The organism is Alloacidobacterium dinghuense (assembly GCF_014274465.1).
Classification (GTDB): Bacteria; Acidobacteriota; Terriglobia; order Terriglobales; family Acidobacteriaceae; genus Alloacidobacterium; species Alloacidobacterium dinghuense.
Genome location: NZ_CP060394.1, coordinates 402,476 through 420,987, shown reverse-complemented (window position 1 = coordinate 420,987; position 18,512 = coordinate 402,476). Strand labels below are relative to the sequence as shown.

The 18,512-nt window shown below is 54.3% G+C and carries 16 protein-coding genes and 1 pseudogene; 7 read left to right on the top strand and 10 right to left on the bottom strand.

From position 1 onward, the window contains the following. Positions 1 to 64 precede the first annotated feature (64 nt). Positions 65 to 370, top strand: coding sequence for a carboxymuconolactone decarboxylase family protein (locus H7849_RS01715; RefSeq protein ID WP_186743704.1), 306 nt, complete (start codon positions 65 to 67; stop codon positions 368 to 370). 851 nt (positions 371 to 1,221) lie between these two features. Beyond that, complete coding sequence (locus H7849_RS01710; RefSeq protein WP_186743703.1) at positions 1,222 to 1,617, top strand: hypothetical protein; 396 nt, start codon at positions 1,222 to 1,224, stop codon at positions 1,615 to 1,617. Positions 1,618 to 1,814: 197 nt separating this feature from the next. On the opposite strand, the gene H7849_RS01705 is transcribed toward H7849_RS01710, so the two are convergent. From H7849_RS01705 to H7849_RS01680, 6 genes and pseudogenes are all read right to left on the bottom strand, one after another. Beyond that, the gene (locus H7849_RS01705; protein WP_186743702.1) at positions 1,815 to 4,949 is read right to left on the bottom strand and encodes an efflux RND transporter permease subunit; all 3,135 of its coding nucleotides are present in this window, start codon (positions 4,947 to 4,949) and stop codon (positions 1,815 to 1,817) included. Continuing rightward, positions 4,946 to 6,028, bottom strand: a complete 1,083-nt coding sequence (locus H7849_RS01700; protein WP_186743701.1) for an efflux RND transporter periplasmic adaptor subunit — start codon at positions 6,026 to 6,028, stop codon at positions 4,946 to 4,948. Before H7849_RS01700 ends, H7849_RS01705 begins: the two co-directional genes overlap by 4 nt. A 67-nt stretch (positions 6,029 to 6,095) precedes the next feature. After that, a complete protein-coding gene (locus H7849_RS01695) occupies positions 6,096 to 7,505 on the bottom strand; it encodes an efflux transporter outer membrane subunit (RefSeq protein ID WP_186743700.1) in 1,410 nt (469 codons plus the stop codon). A gap of 68 nt (positions 7,506 to 7,573) precedes the next feature. Further along, a complete protein-coding gene (locus H7849_RS01690) occupies positions 7,574 to 8,110 on the bottom strand; it encodes a DinB family protein (protein ID WP_251106538.1) in 537 nt (178 codons plus the stop codon). A gap of 110 nt (positions 8,111 to 8,220) precedes the next feature. Then, positions 8,221 to 8,965 (bottom strand): annotated as a pseudogene (locus tag H7849_RS01685) (SDR family oxidoreductase). Positions 8,966 to 9,750: 785 nt separating this feature from the next. Continuing rightward, a complete protein-coding gene (locus tag H7849_RS01680) occupies positions 9,751 to 10,650 on the bottom strand; it encodes an NmrA family NAD(P)-binding protein (protein WP_186743699.1) in 900 nt (299 codons plus the stop codon). 262 nt (positions 10,651 to 10,912) lie between these two features. On the opposite strand from H7849_RS01680, the gene H7849_RS01675 reads away from it, so the two are divergent. Further along, complete coding sequence (locus tag H7849_RS01675) at positions 10,913 to 11,521, top strand: SAM-dependent methyltransferase (RefSeq protein WP_222439752.1); 609 nt, start codon at positions 10,913 to 10,915, stop codon at positions 11,519 to 11,521. A gap of 70 nt (positions 11,522 to 11,591) precedes the next feature. Continuing rightward, positions 11,592 to 11,726, top strand: coding sequence for a hypothetical protein (locus H7849_RS27025; RefSeq protein WP_285288922.1), 135 nt, complete (start codon positions 11,592 to 11,594; stop codon positions 11,724 to 11,726). 94 nt (positions 11,727 to 11,820) lie between these two features. On the opposite strand, the gene H7849_RS01670 is transcribed toward H7849_RS27025, so the two are convergent. Then, the gene (locus H7849_RS01670; protein WP_186743698.1) at positions 11,821 to 12,381 is read right to left on the bottom strand and encodes a TetR/AcrR family transcriptional regulator; all 561 of its coding nucleotides are present in this window, start codon (positions 12,379 to 12,381) and stop codon (positions 11,821 to 11,823) included. 1,511 nt (positions 12,382 to 13,892) lie between these two features. Next, entirely contained in the window at positions 13,893 to 15,026 is a 1,134-nt protein-coding gene (locus H7849_RS01665) for a lactonase family protein (protein ID WP_186743697.1), read from the bottom strand. 335 nt (positions 15,027 to 15,361) lie between these two features. Between H7849_RS01665 and H7849_RS27250 the strand changes: the two genes are divergently transcribed. Beyond that, positions 15,362 to 15,580, top strand: a complete 219-nt coding sequence (locus H7849_RS27250; RefSeq protein ID WP_432756517.1) for an MGMT family protein — start codon at positions 15,362 to 15,364, stop codon at positions 15,578 to 15,580. A 182-nt stretch (positions 15,581 to 15,762) separates the two neighbouring features. Here the strand turns inward: H7849_RS27250 and H7849_RS01655 are convergent, their stop codons facing one another. Then, complete coding sequence (locus H7849_RS01655) at positions 15,763 to 16,266, bottom strand: TolB family protein (protein ID WP_222439751.1); 504 nt, start codon at positions 16,264 to 16,266, stop codon at positions 15,763 to 15,765. Between the two features lie 754 nt (positions 16,267 to 17,020). Between H7849_RS01655 and H7849_RS01645 the strand changes: the two genes are divergently transcribed. Both H7849_RS01645 and H7849_RS01640 read left to right on the top strand, forming a co-directional pair. Next, the gene (locus H7849_RS01645; protein ID WP_186743693.1) at positions 17,021 to 17,317 is read left to right on the top strand and encodes a putative quinol monooxygenase; all 297 of its coding nucleotides are present in this window, start codon (positions 17,021 to 17,023) and stop codon (positions 17,315 to 17,317) included. A gap of 305 nt (positions 17,318 to 17,622) precedes the next feature. Beyond that, positions 17,623 to 17,868 carry a carboxymuconolactone decarboxylase family protein gene (locus H7849_RS01640; RefSeq protein ID WP_186743692.1) on the top strand — a complete coding sequence of 82 codons (246 nt, stop codon included), beginning with the start codon at positions 17,623 to 17,625 and terminating at the stop codon, positions 17,866 to 17,868. 28 nt (positions 17,869 to 17,896) lie between these two features. Here the strand turns inward: H7849_RS01640 and H7849_RS01635 are convergent, their stop codons facing one another. Continuing rightward, the gene (locus H7849_RS01635) at positions 17,897 to 18,511 is read right to left on the bottom strand and encodes an HD domain-containing protein (RefSeq protein WP_251106537.1); all 615 of its coding nucleotides are present in this window, start codon (positions 18,509 to 18,511) and stop codon (positions 17,897 to 17,899) included. Position 18,512 lies beyond the last annotated feature (1 nt).

The following is an 18,512-nucleotide window of genomic DNA, read 5'->3' as shown; positions in this document are numbered from 1 at the left end:
ACGCGCTCTCCGTACCTCTTACCGTGAGCAGCGCCTCTACACAAAACCGAATGGAGTTACTCACATGTTTGACATGAAGAATCTGACTCGGCTGAAGAAGCTGGATGAGAATGCACCTGAAACGATGAAGGCCTTTTGGGCCTTCGATAAAGAGACGTTCAAAGACGGTGCCATCGACGTTTTGCACAAGCAGTTGATGGCAGTCTCCGTTGCGCTGACTACGCAATGTCCATACTGCATCGAATTGCATGTGAGGGCAGCGCGTCAGGCCGGAGCAAGCGACGCTATGCTGACGGAAGCAGCAATAGTGGCCGCCGCGATGCGTGCGGGCGCATCGATCACACACGCGACGCACTTGTTTAAAGATTAACGAGAGCAAATGTCGCGCGAAGCAACGATGTTAGTGAACCCCATGTCTCAACGAGGCATGGGGCTCAAGCTCGATGTCTGGGTGGCTGTTTGAGACCGTTGATATCTGCCGGCTCTTGGAACAAGAACCTTGGAGTGCCGGGGGGAGCTTTCGCGCGGTGTTCAGTGTCACGATCTCCACTTTATGACCAATGGCTGGGTGACGTCTGCGTGGTTTTCGGCGATGGTCGGAAACCACACTCTCCCATAAAAGACATCTGCTACTTGCCGTCTCATCTGCTAAAGAAGTATGTCGCCGGACCCGAATAGGATCTAATCAAAGCGGCACTGATGACCGAATCCTTCGCGATAAACAGTGCGGCGTGGGAGCATGCACTTAATATATGCACGCCTCTCTGAGGCTAGATTCTCAATTGATTCGCAGCCGACTCCTCGAACCGAAGGTCGAGTCAGGGTAGCTGTCGAAGAGGGCGCGTCGATCAATCTGAGATTAGAAGACATCTTAACGATACTCTCCGGCACAATGCGTCTCATCTCATCTTTAGAAATGCTTCCTGAGCAGTGCAGAAGCGCTGCCAGAGATTGAAGAGGATCATGTCCCGCATTGCTCCGTTGTTCCAACAAATACCTGGACCAATGTCGCAGCCACACTTTCCCTAGTGAAAGAGAGACTCGATAGAGTCACAAATGTTTACTACGTTTAACTGCTGGCCAGCCGCATCGCAGCCAGAGGCGATATGAGATTGCAGATGGCTATTGCTTATCTTTTGATCCATTTCTTGCCGCTATGCCGAAGTGGATACTTTGTCGCGACAGGCGGCGATCATACCAAGTTTCATGAAGGAGCACAGAATGAAATCGAAGCATACTTTACTACACTCGTTACTACTCTCGTTATTAATCTCATTCATGCTGATGATGCCCTTAGCGTTACCAGCTGCCTCGAAGAATTGGGCTAACATCACGTTTGAAGATACCGTGATTGTGAACGGAACGCAGATACAGCCAGGGGACTATCGCGTTCAATGGGAAGGCACCGGTTCATCTGTCAGAGTCAGCATTATGAAGGAAAGGGAGACAATCGCCACCGCCCCTGCAACGGTGATTCAGGAGAAGTCACCATATAATGACACGGCAATTCGCTTTACCAACGGAAACATTGTCCAGGAAATCGAATGGAGAAACCAAACGGTCCGATTCGATCAAGTCGATGCCTCTTCGAGCACTTCTGCCAGCAGCACAAAATGAATCTTAAAGAAAGGCGCGATTCTTTCGCGCCTTTTTCCCGGATCAGCGCACCGCGGAATCTGACACGAACCCTTGCGCGAGGCGGAGGAGATCTCATCAGTTCTAGATTGTGCAATCGCCTTCTTCTCAACAGTTGAACCTCCTCGGCGATAATCTGTAGTCACCCAGTGCATTATTCAGATAGGTAGGGGGCGATGTTAATGCACTAGTTGTTCGGCTTCGTTCTTTACGCGCACCGCTGGCTTTACCTTGAACCAGATGGAATAGAGCGCCGGAAGGAAGACCAGAGTAAGCACGGTTCCCACTGCCGTACCTCCAATGAGGGTGTACGCGAGAGACCCCCAAAAGGCTGAGAAGGTCAGAGGAATGAACGCGAGCACTGCGGCCAAGGCGGTAAGAACGACCGGCCTGGACCGCTGCACCGTCGCTTCGACAAGAGCATGGAACGGATCGAGTCCTTCCCCGCGATTCGTCTTAATCTGGCCAATCAGAATTAGCGTGTTGCGCATAAGGATGCCACCCAGAGCGATCAAGCCCAGGATGGCGTCGAATCCGAAGGGCTGATGGAAGATCAGAAGAATCGGTACTACACCGACCAACCCCAATGGTGCGGTGAGCAACGTCATGGCCAGAGCCGACAACGAGCGGACCTGGAGAATGACGACAACGATCATGCAAACGATCATGATTGGGAAGACGGCCGCCAGGGCCGCGTTCGCCTTGGCCGCCTCTTCCACGCTGGCGCCAACCTCGATTGAATATCCGGGGGGGAGCTTGTCGATGATTGTTTGGAAGGATTTGGCTAGTTCTGCCGTCACCTCTGGAGGTTGTAAGACGTCATCGATGTCACATTCCACCGTGATGGTTAGCATACGGTCCCGTCGCTTTAGGATCGGATCTTCCGGACGGATTTCAACTCTGCCCACTTGGCTAAGCGGCACTGGGCGCCCGTCTTGACTCTGAAGCGTCATGTTCATGAGTTTGATCGGATCAAGTCGGTTCTCTCCTGAGGTACGGGCGACTACGTCCACGGCCCTGATGTCCTCGCGGACTTGCGTGACCGTGAATCCAGTGGTGAGGAATTGAATCTGCTGGCTCGCTTGTTCCGACGTTAGACCGATTAAAAGGAGCCGATCTTGATCGAGCACGAAGTGGACAGTGGGTGCGCGCTCTCCCCAGTCAAGATTCGCCTGGCGGGTGTGCGGATTGGTTTGCATTTTTGACAGCAGCTGATTAGAGATGTCGCGGACTCTCGCAATGTCTGGTCCAGATACGCGGAATGCTACGGGCCACGGAGAATAGGGTCCAAACACGAAGCGCGAAGCGCGAACGCGTGCTTCGGGAACCAAATCTGCGGCAAGCTGCTGACGCAGATGTGTTAAGAGCTGCGACTGCGCTCGCTCATCCGCTGTAGAGACGATCATTTTTGCAAAGTTCGGATCGGGTAATTCGGGGTTGTAAGCGAGGAAGAACCGCGGAGCTCCACCACCCGCATAGGAGGTCACAATCTGGGCCTCGGGCTGCTTCTTTAGCCAATCCTCGAGCTTCTTCACTGCGCCCTCAGTGGCCTCGATGCTTGCGCCTTGCGGCATGGTGACGTCTACTAGGATCTCGGTGCGATCGGAATTCGGAAAGAATTGCTGTTCGAGCAATCCCATCCCAAATACTCCGCCGACGAATAAGACAACTACTGACGCCGCGACCAAATACTTGTGGCTGACTGCTTTGATGACAAGGCGGCGAAAGCGTTGATAGTTTGCAGTCTCATATATCTCAGCATAGCCACCCTCCATGCGCGGGATGTTGGGCAGCATATTGACCCCAAGAAAAGGCGTAAATGTCACTGCTACAATCCAGGAGATTAGAAGCGCAATGAACACTACCCAGAAAAGATTTCTGACATATTCACCAGGGCTGGATTGAGCGAAGCCAATAGGCATGAGACCAATAATGGTCACTAGGGTTCCAGCAAGCATTGGTGCTGCTGTATGGCTCCACGCGTAGCTCGCGGCGTTTATCCTGTCCCAACCCTCCTCCATTTTCACCACCATGGTCTCGATGGCGATGATTGCATCATCTACAAGAAGCCCGAGGGCGAGGATGAGCGCTCCAAGAGAGATACGGTCGAGGTTGATACCTCCGGCCAACATCGCAACGAGAGTCGCGGAGAGTGTAAGCGGAACAGCGGCTGCTACCACGATCCCGACGCGCCATCCCAAGCTGAAGAGGCTGACGACCATAACCACCAGGAGGGCGACGAAGAATTTGATCTGGAACTCGTCAATCGCGTTCTTAATGACTTGCGATTGGTCAATGACTTTAACGAACGTGATGCCGGCCGGTAGATTTCTGTCGATTTTTTGTTGCTCCGCGGCAAGGGCTCTACCGAGGTCCAGACCGTTGTATTGGTCTTTCATAACAACATCGAGCATCATCGCGGGATCGCCGTTGTGATGCACGACGAACTGAGCCGGATCCTCGTAGCCCCGAGTCACCGCCGCGATCTCGGAGAGCTTGAATACCTTGCCATTTGAGACTACCGGGGTATCTTGAATCTTCTTCAAGCTGTCAAGTGCACCATCGAGACGAACGTAAACTCGTTGATTGCTCGTATCGATTGATCCCGCTGGCGTGACAGTATTCTGCTTAACAAGAGCATCAAAGATGTCCTCAGCCTTGACTCCAAGAGTAGCAATTCGGTCGTAAGAGAATTGCACGAAGATTCGTTCGGGTTGTTCTCCGAGAATGTTTACCTTTTTGACCCCTTGGACATGCAAGAGGTCTTGCCGAAGAATCTCTGCCTCCCGAGTCAGTTGGCGCAGAGGCATGCCCTTTGATTTGAGGGCATAGACCGAAAATATGACATCCGTGTACTCGTCATTCAGTACTGGGGTGAGAACTCCGTGCGGTAGCTTCGAAGCTTCGTCCTGAATTTTCTTACGGCCTTGGTAGAACTCCTCCTGAACCTGGTCCGGTGGAGTGTAATCCTGAAGCGTGACCGTGAGGAACGCCAATCCTGGCCTGGTGAAAGTGTCTACGTGGTAGTAATACTTGAGCTCCTGCATCCGCTTCTCTAGCGGCTCAGCTACCAAATCTTGCATCTCTTGCGCCGTGGCGCCCGGCCACGCCGCAGTGACAGTGAATACCTTAACCGTGAAGGTTGGGTCTTCCGCACGGCCGAGCCTCAGATACGCGACGACACCCGCTATGATGATCGCAAGCAGGAAGAAAGTAGTAACTGACTTTTCGCGAACCGCTAGCGCCGAAAGGTTGAACCCTTTTTGTTCGTCGGGATTCTCGATGTTCGGGGCCTTGAATTCGAAGTCACTCATCGAGTAGCCACCTCATTTTCTGCAATTCGCACACGTTGCCCCTCACTCAGCAGATGAGCGCCGAGCGCGACGATCGTCTCTCCAGGACGAATGCCGTCATCGATGTATGTCTCCTCTTCACCGAGGCGCACGATTTTGACTGGCTGGAATGAGACTGTCGAACTGTTCCTATTCACCATCCAAACGCCGGGCCCGTTGCCCCGGTCCGTGATCGCTGTATTTGGTACCGCAACTGTGTCGGACGCATCGGCCAGTGGAATCTGAACGGTGACTGTCGCTCCAAGAGGAGCTTTGGCATCCGTCCCTTTGAGGACGTAGCGCGCCTCAAAGGTCCGGGTAGATGGGTCCGCGGCGTCGGATAGCTGCCGTAGGTTAGCGGGGACGCTTTCCGAAGATCCATATAAAATCGCGCGGACCGACGAGCCAAGGCGGGGACGTAGCGTTTCTGGCAAATAGACGGCCGCTTCACGCGGTCCGGCGTGGGCCAATTTGATGACGGTTTGGCCAGCAGCCACTACTTGCCCCGGCTCTGCCAATGTATCCACGACAGTTCCATCTGAATCTGCAACCAGAACCGAATAGTCACCCTGGTCGCGCGCGATCTTCGCTTGGGCTTCAAAGGCTTCGAGCTCGGCTCGTGCGGAGTCGGCAGCCGCCTTGACTTGGTCATAAGTCGAGGCGGAAACAGCACCACTTGCAACTAGCGGTCGATAGCGCGCCTCGTCCGCAGCTGTCTGATCAGCTTTGGCTTTGGCGGCTCGAACTTGCTCCTCTTGATTGGTTACGGCGTGAGCATAGTCCGTGACATCAATCCGCATGAGGGGCTGTCCCACGTGAACGACCTGACCAACGTCCACCAGTCTTTGCGTCACCTTTCCCGAAACTCGAAAGCCGAGGTCGCTTTGAACGCGGGCCGTCACGACGCCGGTAAAGAACTGGTCGCTCGCCGAAGCTGAATGCACGGTGGCCAGCCGGACAAGCGGAGGTTGAGTTCTGGGATCTTGTTCTTGCTTATTGCAGCCGGCCAAAGCCACAGAGATTGAGGAAATCAGAAGGAGTCCGAAAGGCTTTACGGTCATATTCGATTTGCTCCTGCGTATGGGAATGACATAGATCCATCGCTGAGACTTCCTCCGCACGGAACAACTATGGAGTCCATCCGCCACCTAATGCGCGAAAGGACGCCACCGCTGATCGTGCTGCGGATTCTCGTGAGACCGCGAGGTCGTCCTTCGCGACAAGCAGTTGCCTGTCAGCATCCAGCACATCGGTAAGGGGGATTACCCCAACGGTGTAAGACTGCTGAGAAAGATCCCGAACGCGTTGCAGAGCGGTGATCTCTTTAAGAGTCTCGTCGCGACGAGCTTCGGATTGAGAAAGAGCGCTGAATGCGTCTTCGACATCCTCGGCGCCGCGAAGAACGGAATTGCGATAGAGGAGAAGCGCCTCGGCATTCGCGCCACGCGCCTGCTTTACTTCTGCATCAACGCGTCCAAAATCAAAGAGTCTCCATCGGAGACCAGCCACTGCAGAAGGCTGGAAGGTTTTCTCCTTGAATAGATTTCCAGGAGCGATGCTTTCATTCCCTATGAGTCCAGCAAGTGAAACCTTCGGATAGTATTCTGCGAGGGCCTGGCCAATACGAGCGTTTGAGGCTGCAAGTTGCCGTTCGGCCGCAATAATGTCCGGGCGACGCCGAAGAAGATCTGACGCGGGACCTGCTGTTGATATCGCTGGGACGACAGGAATATCGGTTGGTGTCGTGAGTTCTGCCGCATATGTGCCCGGCTGAACTCCCAGCAGAACGTCGAGTCGATTCAGCTGCGATTCGAGAATGATTGCGAGGGCTGGGACAGTGGCCTTTGCTTGTGAGAGGAGAGCTTCGGCCTGAGCGAACTCTCGATCCGATGCAATCCCGGCTTCTTTTCTCTGCCGAACAAGCCGAACGAGATGATCGTCGGTCTTGATCTGCTCTTGAGCGACCTGTATTCGTAATTGCGCCCCTCGAATCTGGAAATAGGCATCCGCAGCATCAGCAGCGATTGAGACTCGTGTCCCCATGTGTTGCGCCTCAGCTGCTTGAGCTTCAGCCGTGGCTGCTTCGGCGCTACGCTTCAGGCTTCCAAAAATATCGGCCTCCCACGTCGCGCCGATATTGAGGTCGTAATAAGCCTGGTTCCGATTGAAATTTGGAAGAATGGTTGAATAACGGCCTATTCTACCCTCGAGAGATTGTCTTAAAGCCTCTGCTTGAGCATTCAGAGTTCCGGATGGGAGCCGTTTCGCGCCTGCCTCTTTCGCGACTGCACGTGCCTGTAGCACCCGGGTCATTGCGGCCTGCAGGTCAAGGTTCTGGTCAAGCGCGCGCTGGACAATGCGCGTTAGCTCTGGATCGCGAAATCCCGTCCACCAGGAGTCTAGTGGCGGAGCCGCCGAGCCGGTCCCGCGATCTGCAATTGCAGGCGCATTGTGAAACGGCTGAAGCTGCACCGATGGCGGTCGATATTTCGGTCCAACCGTGCACCCGGTCAGCAAGATAACAGAGAATAGCGCCATAGCATGGAAGGCTCGTGGAACGCCATCAAAGACTCTGCGACGTTCAGCTAATTGAACCAGCCCGTGCTTCATCCCGAAAGCCTTTCGGTGCTTTTCACACCTTGACGGGGGCGACGCTTTGCAAGGATCGCCTGGCCATAGTGATAAGCCAAATGAGCAGTCCTGCCGAGCAAGCTTGCGTACCTGTTGCGGTGCGGTTCCCGGACGAAGTCTTCGGGAAAAATGCTCTGATGCCGTTGCAACCACTCAGATGGGGAAAGTTTTTGGAATTCCGCCCAGAGGACCAGATCCAATTCCGCCCAGATTTGCTTGAGCTCCGGGCCGCTGGGAATCTGCAAAACGGCATGGTCAACAGCTGAAATGAATGTGTCATCCAACTCTGGATATCGCCTTTGACCAAACACAAACAGCGGAAGAATCGCGTCATTCAACGCAGTCAGATGGCCCCAGATGTAGATCAGGCGGTTTCGAGCAGGCGCGACTTCAAGTTCCAATTCCTCTGGAGTTAACGAGCCGAAGAATTTGCTCGCCCGGTCCATATTGGATCGCCAACTGCGCAGTGCTGCATCAACAAGAGTCTGTTCTGGTGTCATGTCATCACCCAATGTCCTCTTGCGCTTGGTTGTCACACGAAGAGGTTAAAATTGTTCGCCCATCCGAAATCACGCCGTCAATGAGCAGACCACGAACTCTGACAGGGCGAATCGAAGGCGATCTAAACTTGTGCGAATCGACCATCGACGAATAGCTCAATTCCGGTGACGAAACTGCTATCATCCGACGCGAGAAACACAACTACTTTCGCTATCTCATCTGGCGTTCCGAGCCTTCAGGACAGCATTGGGAATGGCTTTTCGACGCTCTTGTCCCGCCGGCGCAGAATCCAACAGATTTTTTAATCCCGGCGTTTCGATAATGCCTGGACTTATCGCATTCACGCGAATCCGACGGCTCTTCAGATCCGTTGTCCAGGTTCGTGCGAATGAGCGAATAGCGGCCTTAGTAGCGCTATAGACACTATTTGAGGACATTCCCTTGCTGCCCACGACCGATGCATTCAGAATGACCGAAGCACTGTCCGGCAATAATGACAGCGCTTTCTGTACCGTGAAGAGCACGCCTTTTACGTTGATGTCGAATATCGAATCGTAATGCTCCTCCGTAATCTGGCCGAATGCCGCGTACTGTGCAATACCGGCGTTGGCAAAAATAACATCAAGCCTGCCTTTGTCCGTCCGGATTTGTGCAAAGAGGCGATCAAGATCGGAAAGGTTCGAGACGTCTCCTTGTACCGCGGTGACGTTTCTGCCGATCTCCTTCACTGCAACATCCAACTCTGCTTGCCGCCGTCCTGTAATAAAGACATAGGCTCCTTCCTTGACAAACTGTTTTGCTGTCGCCAGGCCGATGCCGCCATTACCGCCCGTAATGAGTGCAAATTTTCCTTCCAGCTTGCTCATAGTCCTCTCTCCTTAGAAATGCGGATACGCACAATGACACAGCTAGCTATGGTCAGCAATACGCGTAAGCTCTGGATCGTGAAATCCTGTCCACCGGGAGTCTAGTGGCGACGCCGGCCTTTCTTCCTTCGACTGAAGGTGCATTATGAAAGGGCTGCAGCCGGGATTGAGGTGGACGGTACTTCGGCTCAACTGAGCACCCCACCACGAGAAGAATGATTAGGGGCAACGCCAGATGGAGCGCCGATAGGTGTTTCGGCGCAGGCTCGAAGCGGATACGGATTGCGGTGAGTAGGCTTGTCATTCGATTCGCTCTCTGTAGGATCTCGACTATATAGATGTTTTGTAACATCTAAACGGCGCATACTTTTTTGGAGGACCGCCAAGGATTACACTTCTTTGTTTAGATGTTATATGACCTCTAATCTAGGCGGTGGGACTTGAGACCTGGCCGCACTGCGTTCGGCCAACTGCGACTTCAGGACGGAGGGACGGAACGAATAAAACTATCTGATAAACATGCTCATCGAGAAAGTGTCAGAGTCTTCCTCAGGTAGTCGGATGCCTCTCTGTGTCATCCTGATCGCTCCAATAGCCGACACACATGCTCGCACTTCACTGCCAGGACCGCTTCAATTTGGTCAATCCTACGGCTCGCGAAATCAAGCGACGTACGCAAGAGAAGGCTAGCGATGGTAGCTGCGCCTAACAGAGCGGCCACCAAGATGACAATCTAAATGGCACACTAGGGAGCCGACAAAAGTCAGCTCCCTTTATTTGTGAATTTAAGACAGAAACGCGCTTCGGTGCGCCTCAAGGTATTCAGGCAGCCCGATTGGTCGTTGTCCTCCGATCTTCTCGACCAGATCGTTTGTTCCAGCAAACACTCCATTCTGGTGGTCTTTCGCAATCTCCTCGAAGTGCTGCCAGAGTGTATCGGTAACAACTTGTTCTCGGCCTTGGTAATCTCGACGAGGGATGTTGGCATTCAACTTCTTTAGTGTCCAGGCATCCACTTGTTCATAGCCCAGGGGTTTGCCGATGACCTTACCGATCTCGGCCGCAATTTCGGGGAAGCTGTACTCTTTCTCTCCATAGAGCCGGTACACCTGTCCCTTATGCTCTTGCGGGGTGAGCAGAATTTTCGCTATCACCCGGGCCTGATCTTCCCCCGCGATCGGCGCATGCTTTCCGGTCCCGAAGGGCAACCGTAAGATTCCCGTCTTGATTTGATCGATCCAGTAGAGAGCCCATTCCGCGAATAGGGTTGGACGAAGATGCGTCGTAGGCACGCCGGACCAGTTAAAGACCTGTTCCGAAATCCAGTGATCCTGGGCAGCGTGACTTTTGGCCTCCCGGCGCGCCGAAATCTGGGACATATTCACCACGATCTGGATGCCAGCCTCCTTCGCTGCCTGAGCGAAATAGGCCGACGCCTGCAGGATGCCGGACCTGATGGGGTAAACAAAATATGCGCCCTGAGTTCCTTCAAGTGCAGAGCGGACGGCTTCGAAATCCAGCAAATCACCCCTCATAATTTCGGCACCCTGAGCGGCCAAAGCCGCCGAACGCTCATCCTCGTTGTGAACGAATGCTCGCACGCGGGCTCCTGCCTCGACCAGGAACTTCACGGTTTTGCTTCCCGTCAACCCAGTCGATCCCGTTACCAAAAACATCTTCGACATACTCCTCCTTTTGCGCTTCGATGCGCCCACATTTTAGATGTTGTCAACAATCTAACTGGATTCAAAAAAGGAAAGCATTTGGAGGCTTAATATCATCCAAATAATGGATAAGAGTCCTGAGCGAGGGACAAATGTAGATTCCGGTCCTGCATAGTACGAACCATGAAATGCCCTTAGCCCAAGTTGATTTGCGCGGTCGCCGGTGATGCGGCTGCCTCGTAAGGCAATCAACGCAATCAGCCATGCTTTCTGGAGAACCTTCATGACCGATACGACTACCAAGGTACAGGAACACTACAGTGGTACTGGCCTCACCGACCGCATCAAATCGGCCCTCGCGAGCTTCGCGCCCGAGGATCAAACAGTGACCATCGCTCAACTCGCTCAACTCGACCAGTTCCACACTCGCGGTATCCTCGCCACGGCCGATCTTGCCACGGTTGCTGACATCGAGCCCGCAACCCGCGTGTTGGATCTTGGTTGTGGCATCGGCGGACCCGCGCGCTATCTCACCGCCACTTTCGGCTGTAAAGTTACGGGTGTCGACTTGAGTTCTGCCTTTATCGACGCAGCCAACTACCTGACACCGCGCACCGGAATGTTAGACCGCCTTACGTTCCAGGTAGGTAATGCTTTAGATCTGCCCTTCGCCGACGGGAATTTCGATGTAGTGTTCCTACAGCACGTGGCGATGAACATTGAGCACCGTTCCGCGCTCTATAGCGAGGTGGGCCGCATGCTTACGCCCGGCGGACGATTTGCAACCTACGATCTGGTTCTGCGCGACGGCGATGTCCTCTATCCCGTCCCTTGGGCGCGATGCCTCGACCAGTTTCCTGCTCAGCGAACACGACACACGCACGGAACTTGAACAAGCTGGATTCAAGACCATCCTCTGGCGAGACGACACCCAAAGCGCTCTCGACTGGTTCAAGGAGGCGATGGCCCGTCTGCCGACCGGACCGAGCCTCGGCATTGTGATGGGTACCGATTTCCAGGAATTGGTCGGCAACCTGGCCCGCAACCTGCGCGAGAGGCGTCTTGGGCTCCTGTCCGCGGTTCTAACAAAGAAGTGAGACATGCTGCTTCACTTCACAGGTGCTGCGTTTCCGCATCTGCGTTGAGGAAAATTTATTCTCGTAATAGCCTTAGCTCTCCCGGTCTGTGAAGTTAATGCTTCAGAACGAAGGCTTTGGTGTCACGCAGAAGACTGTCGGAGAGCTTCGGATCGCTCACGATGCGAGACAGCATCATGCCGCCAACCATCGCGGCTACGATCGCATGAGCACGAGCCTTCGCTTCTTTCGGGGGGAGTTCAGGAAGATGGGACGCGATGATCGTGATGACTTGCTCAACGCCCTTCGAGGCTATTTGGCGAGTAGCTTGATCGGCGAGGCGCAACTCGGAGCCCAAAGATGCCAGCGGGCATGCTTCTTCGGAATTGTCGCGGTGTTTCTTCGACAGGTACTCTCCAACCGTTTCTTCTAGGGAGCGATTGGCTTTTGGACTCTGCATCGAATCCGCAATACGTTCAAGAGCGGCCTCGACAGCTTCAGCGACAAGCTGGTCCTTCGATGAGAAATGCTTATAGAAGCCGCCATGGGTGAGACCGGCGGCAGCCATAATCTCGGTCAGGCCGGTGCTCTGGATTCCGCTTTCATTGAACTCGCGAGCGGCGACCTTAACGATCCGTTCGCGGGTCTCCGCTGCTTCTTGGCGAGACTTTCTCATTGTTTGCTCCAAGGCGTGCCCAAAAAAGAGATGCCCACAATAGATGTTATCAAACATCTATTCCGTTGGAAAGCTGTGCCCTGTCGCTGCAATAGCGTTGCGCAGTACTGAAACGGTACTCTCGCTGATACAAGCAACTAGAGTAGGCGACAAGGTCCGAGATGACGACTTGGACTTTCGACGCGGACGTCGGACCCCTCGATGATCGCTTTGGCGATTTGGCGCGAAGCCGGTCCACGCTTCGGCGGCGGTTCAACTCATAACCGCCGGCGACTAACTCTCAGATCGGCGTGGAAAATCAGGGCCAATCACAACTCTAAAATCCTCAGCTATGAATGGTTGAGAAAATCGAGGCAAGTCAATCAGACCGTAAGTTCTCGTCAATTGATATCAGTTTCGCGCGGTAGGTTTGGGAGCCAACCTTCGCATACTGACTGGAGAACCTAAGGGAAAGTTTGCGGAGATTCATGAGCGCAAGACGTTTCTCGAGCCACGCGACTATGAAGAACATCTGGGACCTACGGAACGTGCTCCTGTCCATCTCTTGCGAATTCTTCCGGCCGAGAAGATGAAGGTGCAGGATCGAGAACAGCCCTATCGCCAATACCCAGGCAAACCTGTTCGACACTCAATGATCGGATGCTTCTCTATCCGACCAAACGGAAGACATAGTGATGGGAGAGAGACAACGGCGAGTGTGATTTGCACTCTCTCTCCCCAGAGGCGCCGGCTAGAAATTGGCTGCTGTCTCCATTGAGAAGAAGGCCGTTTGCGGAGTGATCGAATTCTCCAGATCATGTACAGATTGATGCAAGACCCGAGGACAGCAAGCACCATCATGGGAATGCGTATTGCGTCCTGATGAAATCCCGTTGCCGGTCCCTTGGCGCCCGCAGCAACTGCCGCAAGAGCTCCCAATCCAATGACGAGTCGCACGCCGCTGAGCGCCATGACAATGGTGCAAACGCTTTGCAACGCGATGAAAAGAAGGCTCGTTAGACCGACAGCCCAGCGGGGGACGCCCCGGTCGCTTGAGGGCTCAGTTATATCAGATCGCCGCGAGGCGACCACTGCTCGATCGATGGCCACCTGCATTTGACGATTAAGTCCGCGCGAGGATACAGGAAAAATTACAAGACTCCAGGCGAAGGCCGCCCCTGTAACTATCACTAGATGCCGCAGGTCTCAGCAGATTGCCGGTCCTGTTCGACCCCGAAATCAGCGCGGCGATCGGAATGCGAGTGACAACAATGTTGGCCTTTCCATTGATAACACTCATTTGAGCGTTCCCGTAAACGACCAGCGAATGACGCTCAATTCTGCCGTCGCCGGTGCAGTCGCCGAAATCAAAGCGAATTGGGCCGCATGGAATGGGGCTCGATTCGGATCCTCCTCTTGCGGAGATCAGGAGCGCCATCACAATCGCGCCAATTGGATATCAGACGGAGAATGTTGAGACGCCCGCGCTAAGATGTTGAGCAATCCGCGCGGGCGTGGTTTCGGAGTTTTGATTAGAGAGCAGCAATACCGTTGAAGCCGGCAGTCTTCGGGAGGCCCTCGATGTCACCAAGTTGGTTGAGAGTTCCGTCGGGATTGATGGTGTAAACACCGATGACACCAGCGCCTGACTGAAGGTTAAACAAGTACTCTCCGTCGCCGCTGATGGCCATGTCGAGGTTGGTCGCTCCATCAGGTAGCGTCCTGAGAATCGTGTTGGCAATGGGCGTCAACGCGCTGCTCGAAGCAATCGAGAATCCCGCCACGGTGAACGTGCCGGCGTTATCGACGTATACCCATTTGCCATTGGGAGTGATGGCGTTCCAGCAGTTACCGTTGCCAAATGTGGGAAGGCTCTGACTGACTGGAGTGAGTGAGCCGTTTGCGTTGATAGTGTATGAGGAAATGCTTGACGTGTCGGTTCCATTGTTAGGCTGATTCTCGGAAACGATCAGTTGCCCAGTCGGAGTGAACAGGGTAGCGAAAACTCCCGGAGTAACGCTCTTGTTGTTGACAACCGCACCGAGCGAGCCGTCTGGATGAACGGGGAATACGTCAATGCTGTTTGTCGCCTTTTCGATCACGATGAGCCACTGACCGTTGGGGCTTACCGAGATCGAGGAGGCGCCTGAGTTCAGGCTGGTGAGAAAAGTGGATGAGTTTTGTATCTCGTGAAGTCGTCCGAGACCGTCTGCGTTGAAAGCAACCACCGCACCACTGCCACCTGCATTCAGGACGTAAACGGTGCCGTTGTGCTCCGTCACTGCAATCGGAAAGGCACCATCCGAATACTCCTGGTCGATGAATACGGGGACACCGTTGAGAAGATGAAAGCTTGAGACTCTTCCGCTGGCTGAGTTTACTGCAAGCAAAAGAGTGTGATCACCGCTAATAGTCAGAGCGCCTTGCGACTGAAGCGGGTCGGTTTGGCCACCGCTGCCGCGGCCACCAGTTGCGACGCGGCGTCTGAGGGCGAATTGCCCATCGAAACCACGTTGATATGTCAGGATTTCGTTCTTAACCTTATCGTTCGTCATGACGAAGACGGAAGTGCTGCCACCTCCGATTGTCTCGGCGGCATACATCGTAGCTGCAGAAGCTCCGAGACAGAGCGCAACGGCCAAAAGACCAGGTACTGACTTCAACATTACTGCTGACTCCTTTTGGGGCAAACCCCGGGGCGCAGGAGCCTCGTTACGGTTCAGAAACAACGCTCGAGATGACCCCATAACTCTGCGCGAAGGTGAGAATGACGGGGGCTGCGAAAGTTACAACACTTGGTGAAAAAAGTTTCAGACGTACGTCGTATGATTTTGTTTGGACGGAGCGCTTTCATCGGCCACGTAGCTTGCGCCTAACGTTAATCGGTCTATCATTCGCATGCACTCTCGCGAGGCCGCATCCGACTAGAGCATCGCGAAGAGCCTGCTCTTGATGTACATCGCGGATCTCTTCACACAGCACGCGTCTCCGGCCGCCCGAAATGGAAGCTTACGTAACCTTCGGATTGAGGCCCCATTCTCATCAACGAAGCGCTCATATAAGACGGGCGCGTCGAGAAAACCGGTCACTCAGGCAAGTCTCTGTGTGGCCCGGGGTGGAGACGAAATGTACGGATCAAGTCTGGCAGTCACTCCGCAACATCCCTCGCGGACAGACTCGTACCTATGCCCATCTCGCAAAGGACATCGGATACCGCTAGGGCATCGACCGCAAAAAGAAATTACCAGAAATCGAAAAATCCCAGGTCTTACTGGACTAGACGCACTTCCAAAAAAACGCTTAAGGCTATGTGCGTTGGCTGGACTCGTGCTTCGTCCAGGCGTTTTCACTGCACAAGTGCGGCCATCCTTTGATTCGCCCACCCGGGTGCGGGTGCGCACCTTAATGCGTAAACTGCATCATCTTGATCACGCTCTGTTGGTCGTATTGCGCGAAATAGAGCGTCTTGCCGTCGGTAGTCGCACTCAGGCTTGGTTGGAGGCCCGCGGGCCGCTCGTTAAAGGAGAAGACGCTTGAATTCCGGCCCGTCGCAAAATTCAGGAATTCGATTGCAGGACCGGGTTCAGCCTCCGCGTCCAGAAAATACAACCCCGCTCTGGTGACCGCGAAGTGCCCCCAGTAGCCGACTTGCGGCTTCCCCTCAACAGCTCTGGACTCGTTCCCGCCATGCGCAGGAACCTTCCAGATTCCCGCTTCATAGAACCGCGAGTAGTACACCTCGCTGCCATCGTAGGATTCCTGCGGGTCGAAGCCACCATTTTTCGTCAACTGCATCTCGGTGCCGCTCTCCAGGGAATGTTTCCATACTTGCCACGCTCCGGTGCGGTTCGATGCGAAGTAGATGAATTTGCCGTCGTGGGGACCAACTAGGCACGCAGTTTTCATCGGCGCCAGACGTGATCGCGTGCAGGTTTCTCCCCTCCGCGTCGATCACGAAGATTTGTGGGCCGTGCGGAAGATAGGTATCAAAGGCGACCCATTTCCCGTCCGGGGACCAGCGCGGCGTGCCGGAGTGCCTTTCCACATGCGTGAGTTGCACCGGGTCTCGGCCCGACGCATCGCTAGTCCAGATCTCTTCATGGCCTGCTCGCATTGACATCCAAACCAGACGGGTACCGTCCGGCGATGGCTGGGCGTCCAATTCGGGGTATTGGGTGCCAATCACTTTTTTCACTTCCAGCGTCCGTCCACCCGCAGCATCCAGGTCAGCGCGCCAGATTGCCGGAGGATCAACACTGGTTTGTTCGGAATAGACGAAGCGGAGCCCGTCTTTTGTAAAGCTTCCCAGCGCCGGAAAAATCAGTTCGCGCTGAACAGGACCACCCCTGGCGGAGACTCGAAAAAGGGCGGGAAGTGCGTCTTTATCGGAGGCAAAGATGATCGAACGGCCATCGGCTGTCCACATCAGTTTGCCGCATCCGAAGTCCTGATACAAACTGCATTTCATCGGCCAACCGGAAGTGATCAGCTTTGTCGCTCCCCCCTAGTTCGTCGAACATGTATCGCGATTTAATCCCGAAGCTGGCCGACCAGTTCCATCTTGTCGCTCCTGATTATCCTGGCTCCGGCAACAGCGATTATCCGAGCGAGGCGCAGTTTAAACCGATCGGGATCGCGCAATTAACGAAGGAGAGTCTACATGAACAAAGTCGGAATACTAGCAACGTTGCAGGCCCGCCCAGGCAAAGAGGCAGAAGTAGAACAGTTCTTGCGGTCTGCCGGCCCTCTAGTCGAGGCAGAAACAGGGACAACAACGTGGTTCGCATTCAAGGTCGCGCCCGCAACGTTCGGCATATTCGATACCTTCAAGGATGAGGATGGAAGAAACGCTCATGTCAACGGTGAGATAGCCAAGGCGCTTTTCGCACGTGCTCAAGAGTTGTTTGTCTCTCACCCCGATATCAAGCCCGTGGATATCGTCGCCGAGAAACTCTAGTCTCAGGACACGTTCCACTTCCGCCTGTTTTATCGCGGCTTCGACAGCTCAAGCGCTCTGCGGGGAGGCCGAACTCGATCACGCACCCAGTGTAACCTTCGCGCAGAATGGCTCGTCAGAGTTCGAGCGATAGTCGATTGGCCATAGCGCGTAAAGACTGAAAAGGATATCAACCGTTTCGGGTCTTCTCCGTGGGATGAGCTTTTCGGCTAAATTTGATTCCAATCTCACGAGGAGATAGTGAAGATGTATAACACTCAAATCTTGCGAAGCTGAAGCAGCTCGATGAAAACGCTTCGGATGCAATGAAGGCCTTTTGGAATTTCGACAAAGCGGCGTTTGCACCGGGCGCGATCGATGTACTAAACAAGCAGTTAATGGCGGTCGCAGTCGCGCTGACTACGCAGTGCCCATACTGTATCGAGCTGCATGTCCAGGCGGCGCGCAAAGAAGGTGCGACGGATGCGATGCTTGCTGAAACGGCGGTCATCGCTGCGGCGATGCGTGCCGGTGGCGCGATCACACATGCGACGCATCTTTTTAAAGAGTAGCTTTGTTTGGCTCGCTGTTGGGGCCTTCCTAGGATGTGGACGCCGCAAAGAAGCCCTTGCGGCGCCCCGCTTCCAACTGAGGCTTCAGATATTCCCACAGCTCAAGACAACCACTCTCGATCTCAGGGCCCACCCGTTCGACTACCCTCTCGTAACTCACGCCGTGTTCCAGCCAGCTTCCACCTTTTTTGTTGAGGTTCAAGAGGACAGGCATGCAGCGGTCGATAGCCTTGGCGAAGCGAGCCTCATCCGATTCTCCCGCATCGAATTCTTTCCATAGCCCCAGGAGGAAGTCGCCTGTCTTCTTGGGTGCCAGGCCACAGATGCGCTCCAAAGCCTTGAGTTCTGCAGCCTTCCTTTCCTCCCACCCGCCTTGAGCAAATACGAACTTGTCGCCAGCGTCGATCTCGCCAAGATCATGTACGAGCAGCATCGCGACGACGCGGGTGACATCGATCTTTAGCTCAAGCGTGCGCGCCATCGACATAGCGAACAACGCGATCTGCCAGCTGTGCTCGGCTGTATTCTCGTAGCGCTCTTCCCAAATGGGCCGAACCTTTCTCAAGACGCCTTTCAGCTTGTCAATTTCCAGCACGAATTGGATGGTGTCTGGGATGTCCGTAGCCGCTGTGTTTCGGGTCATC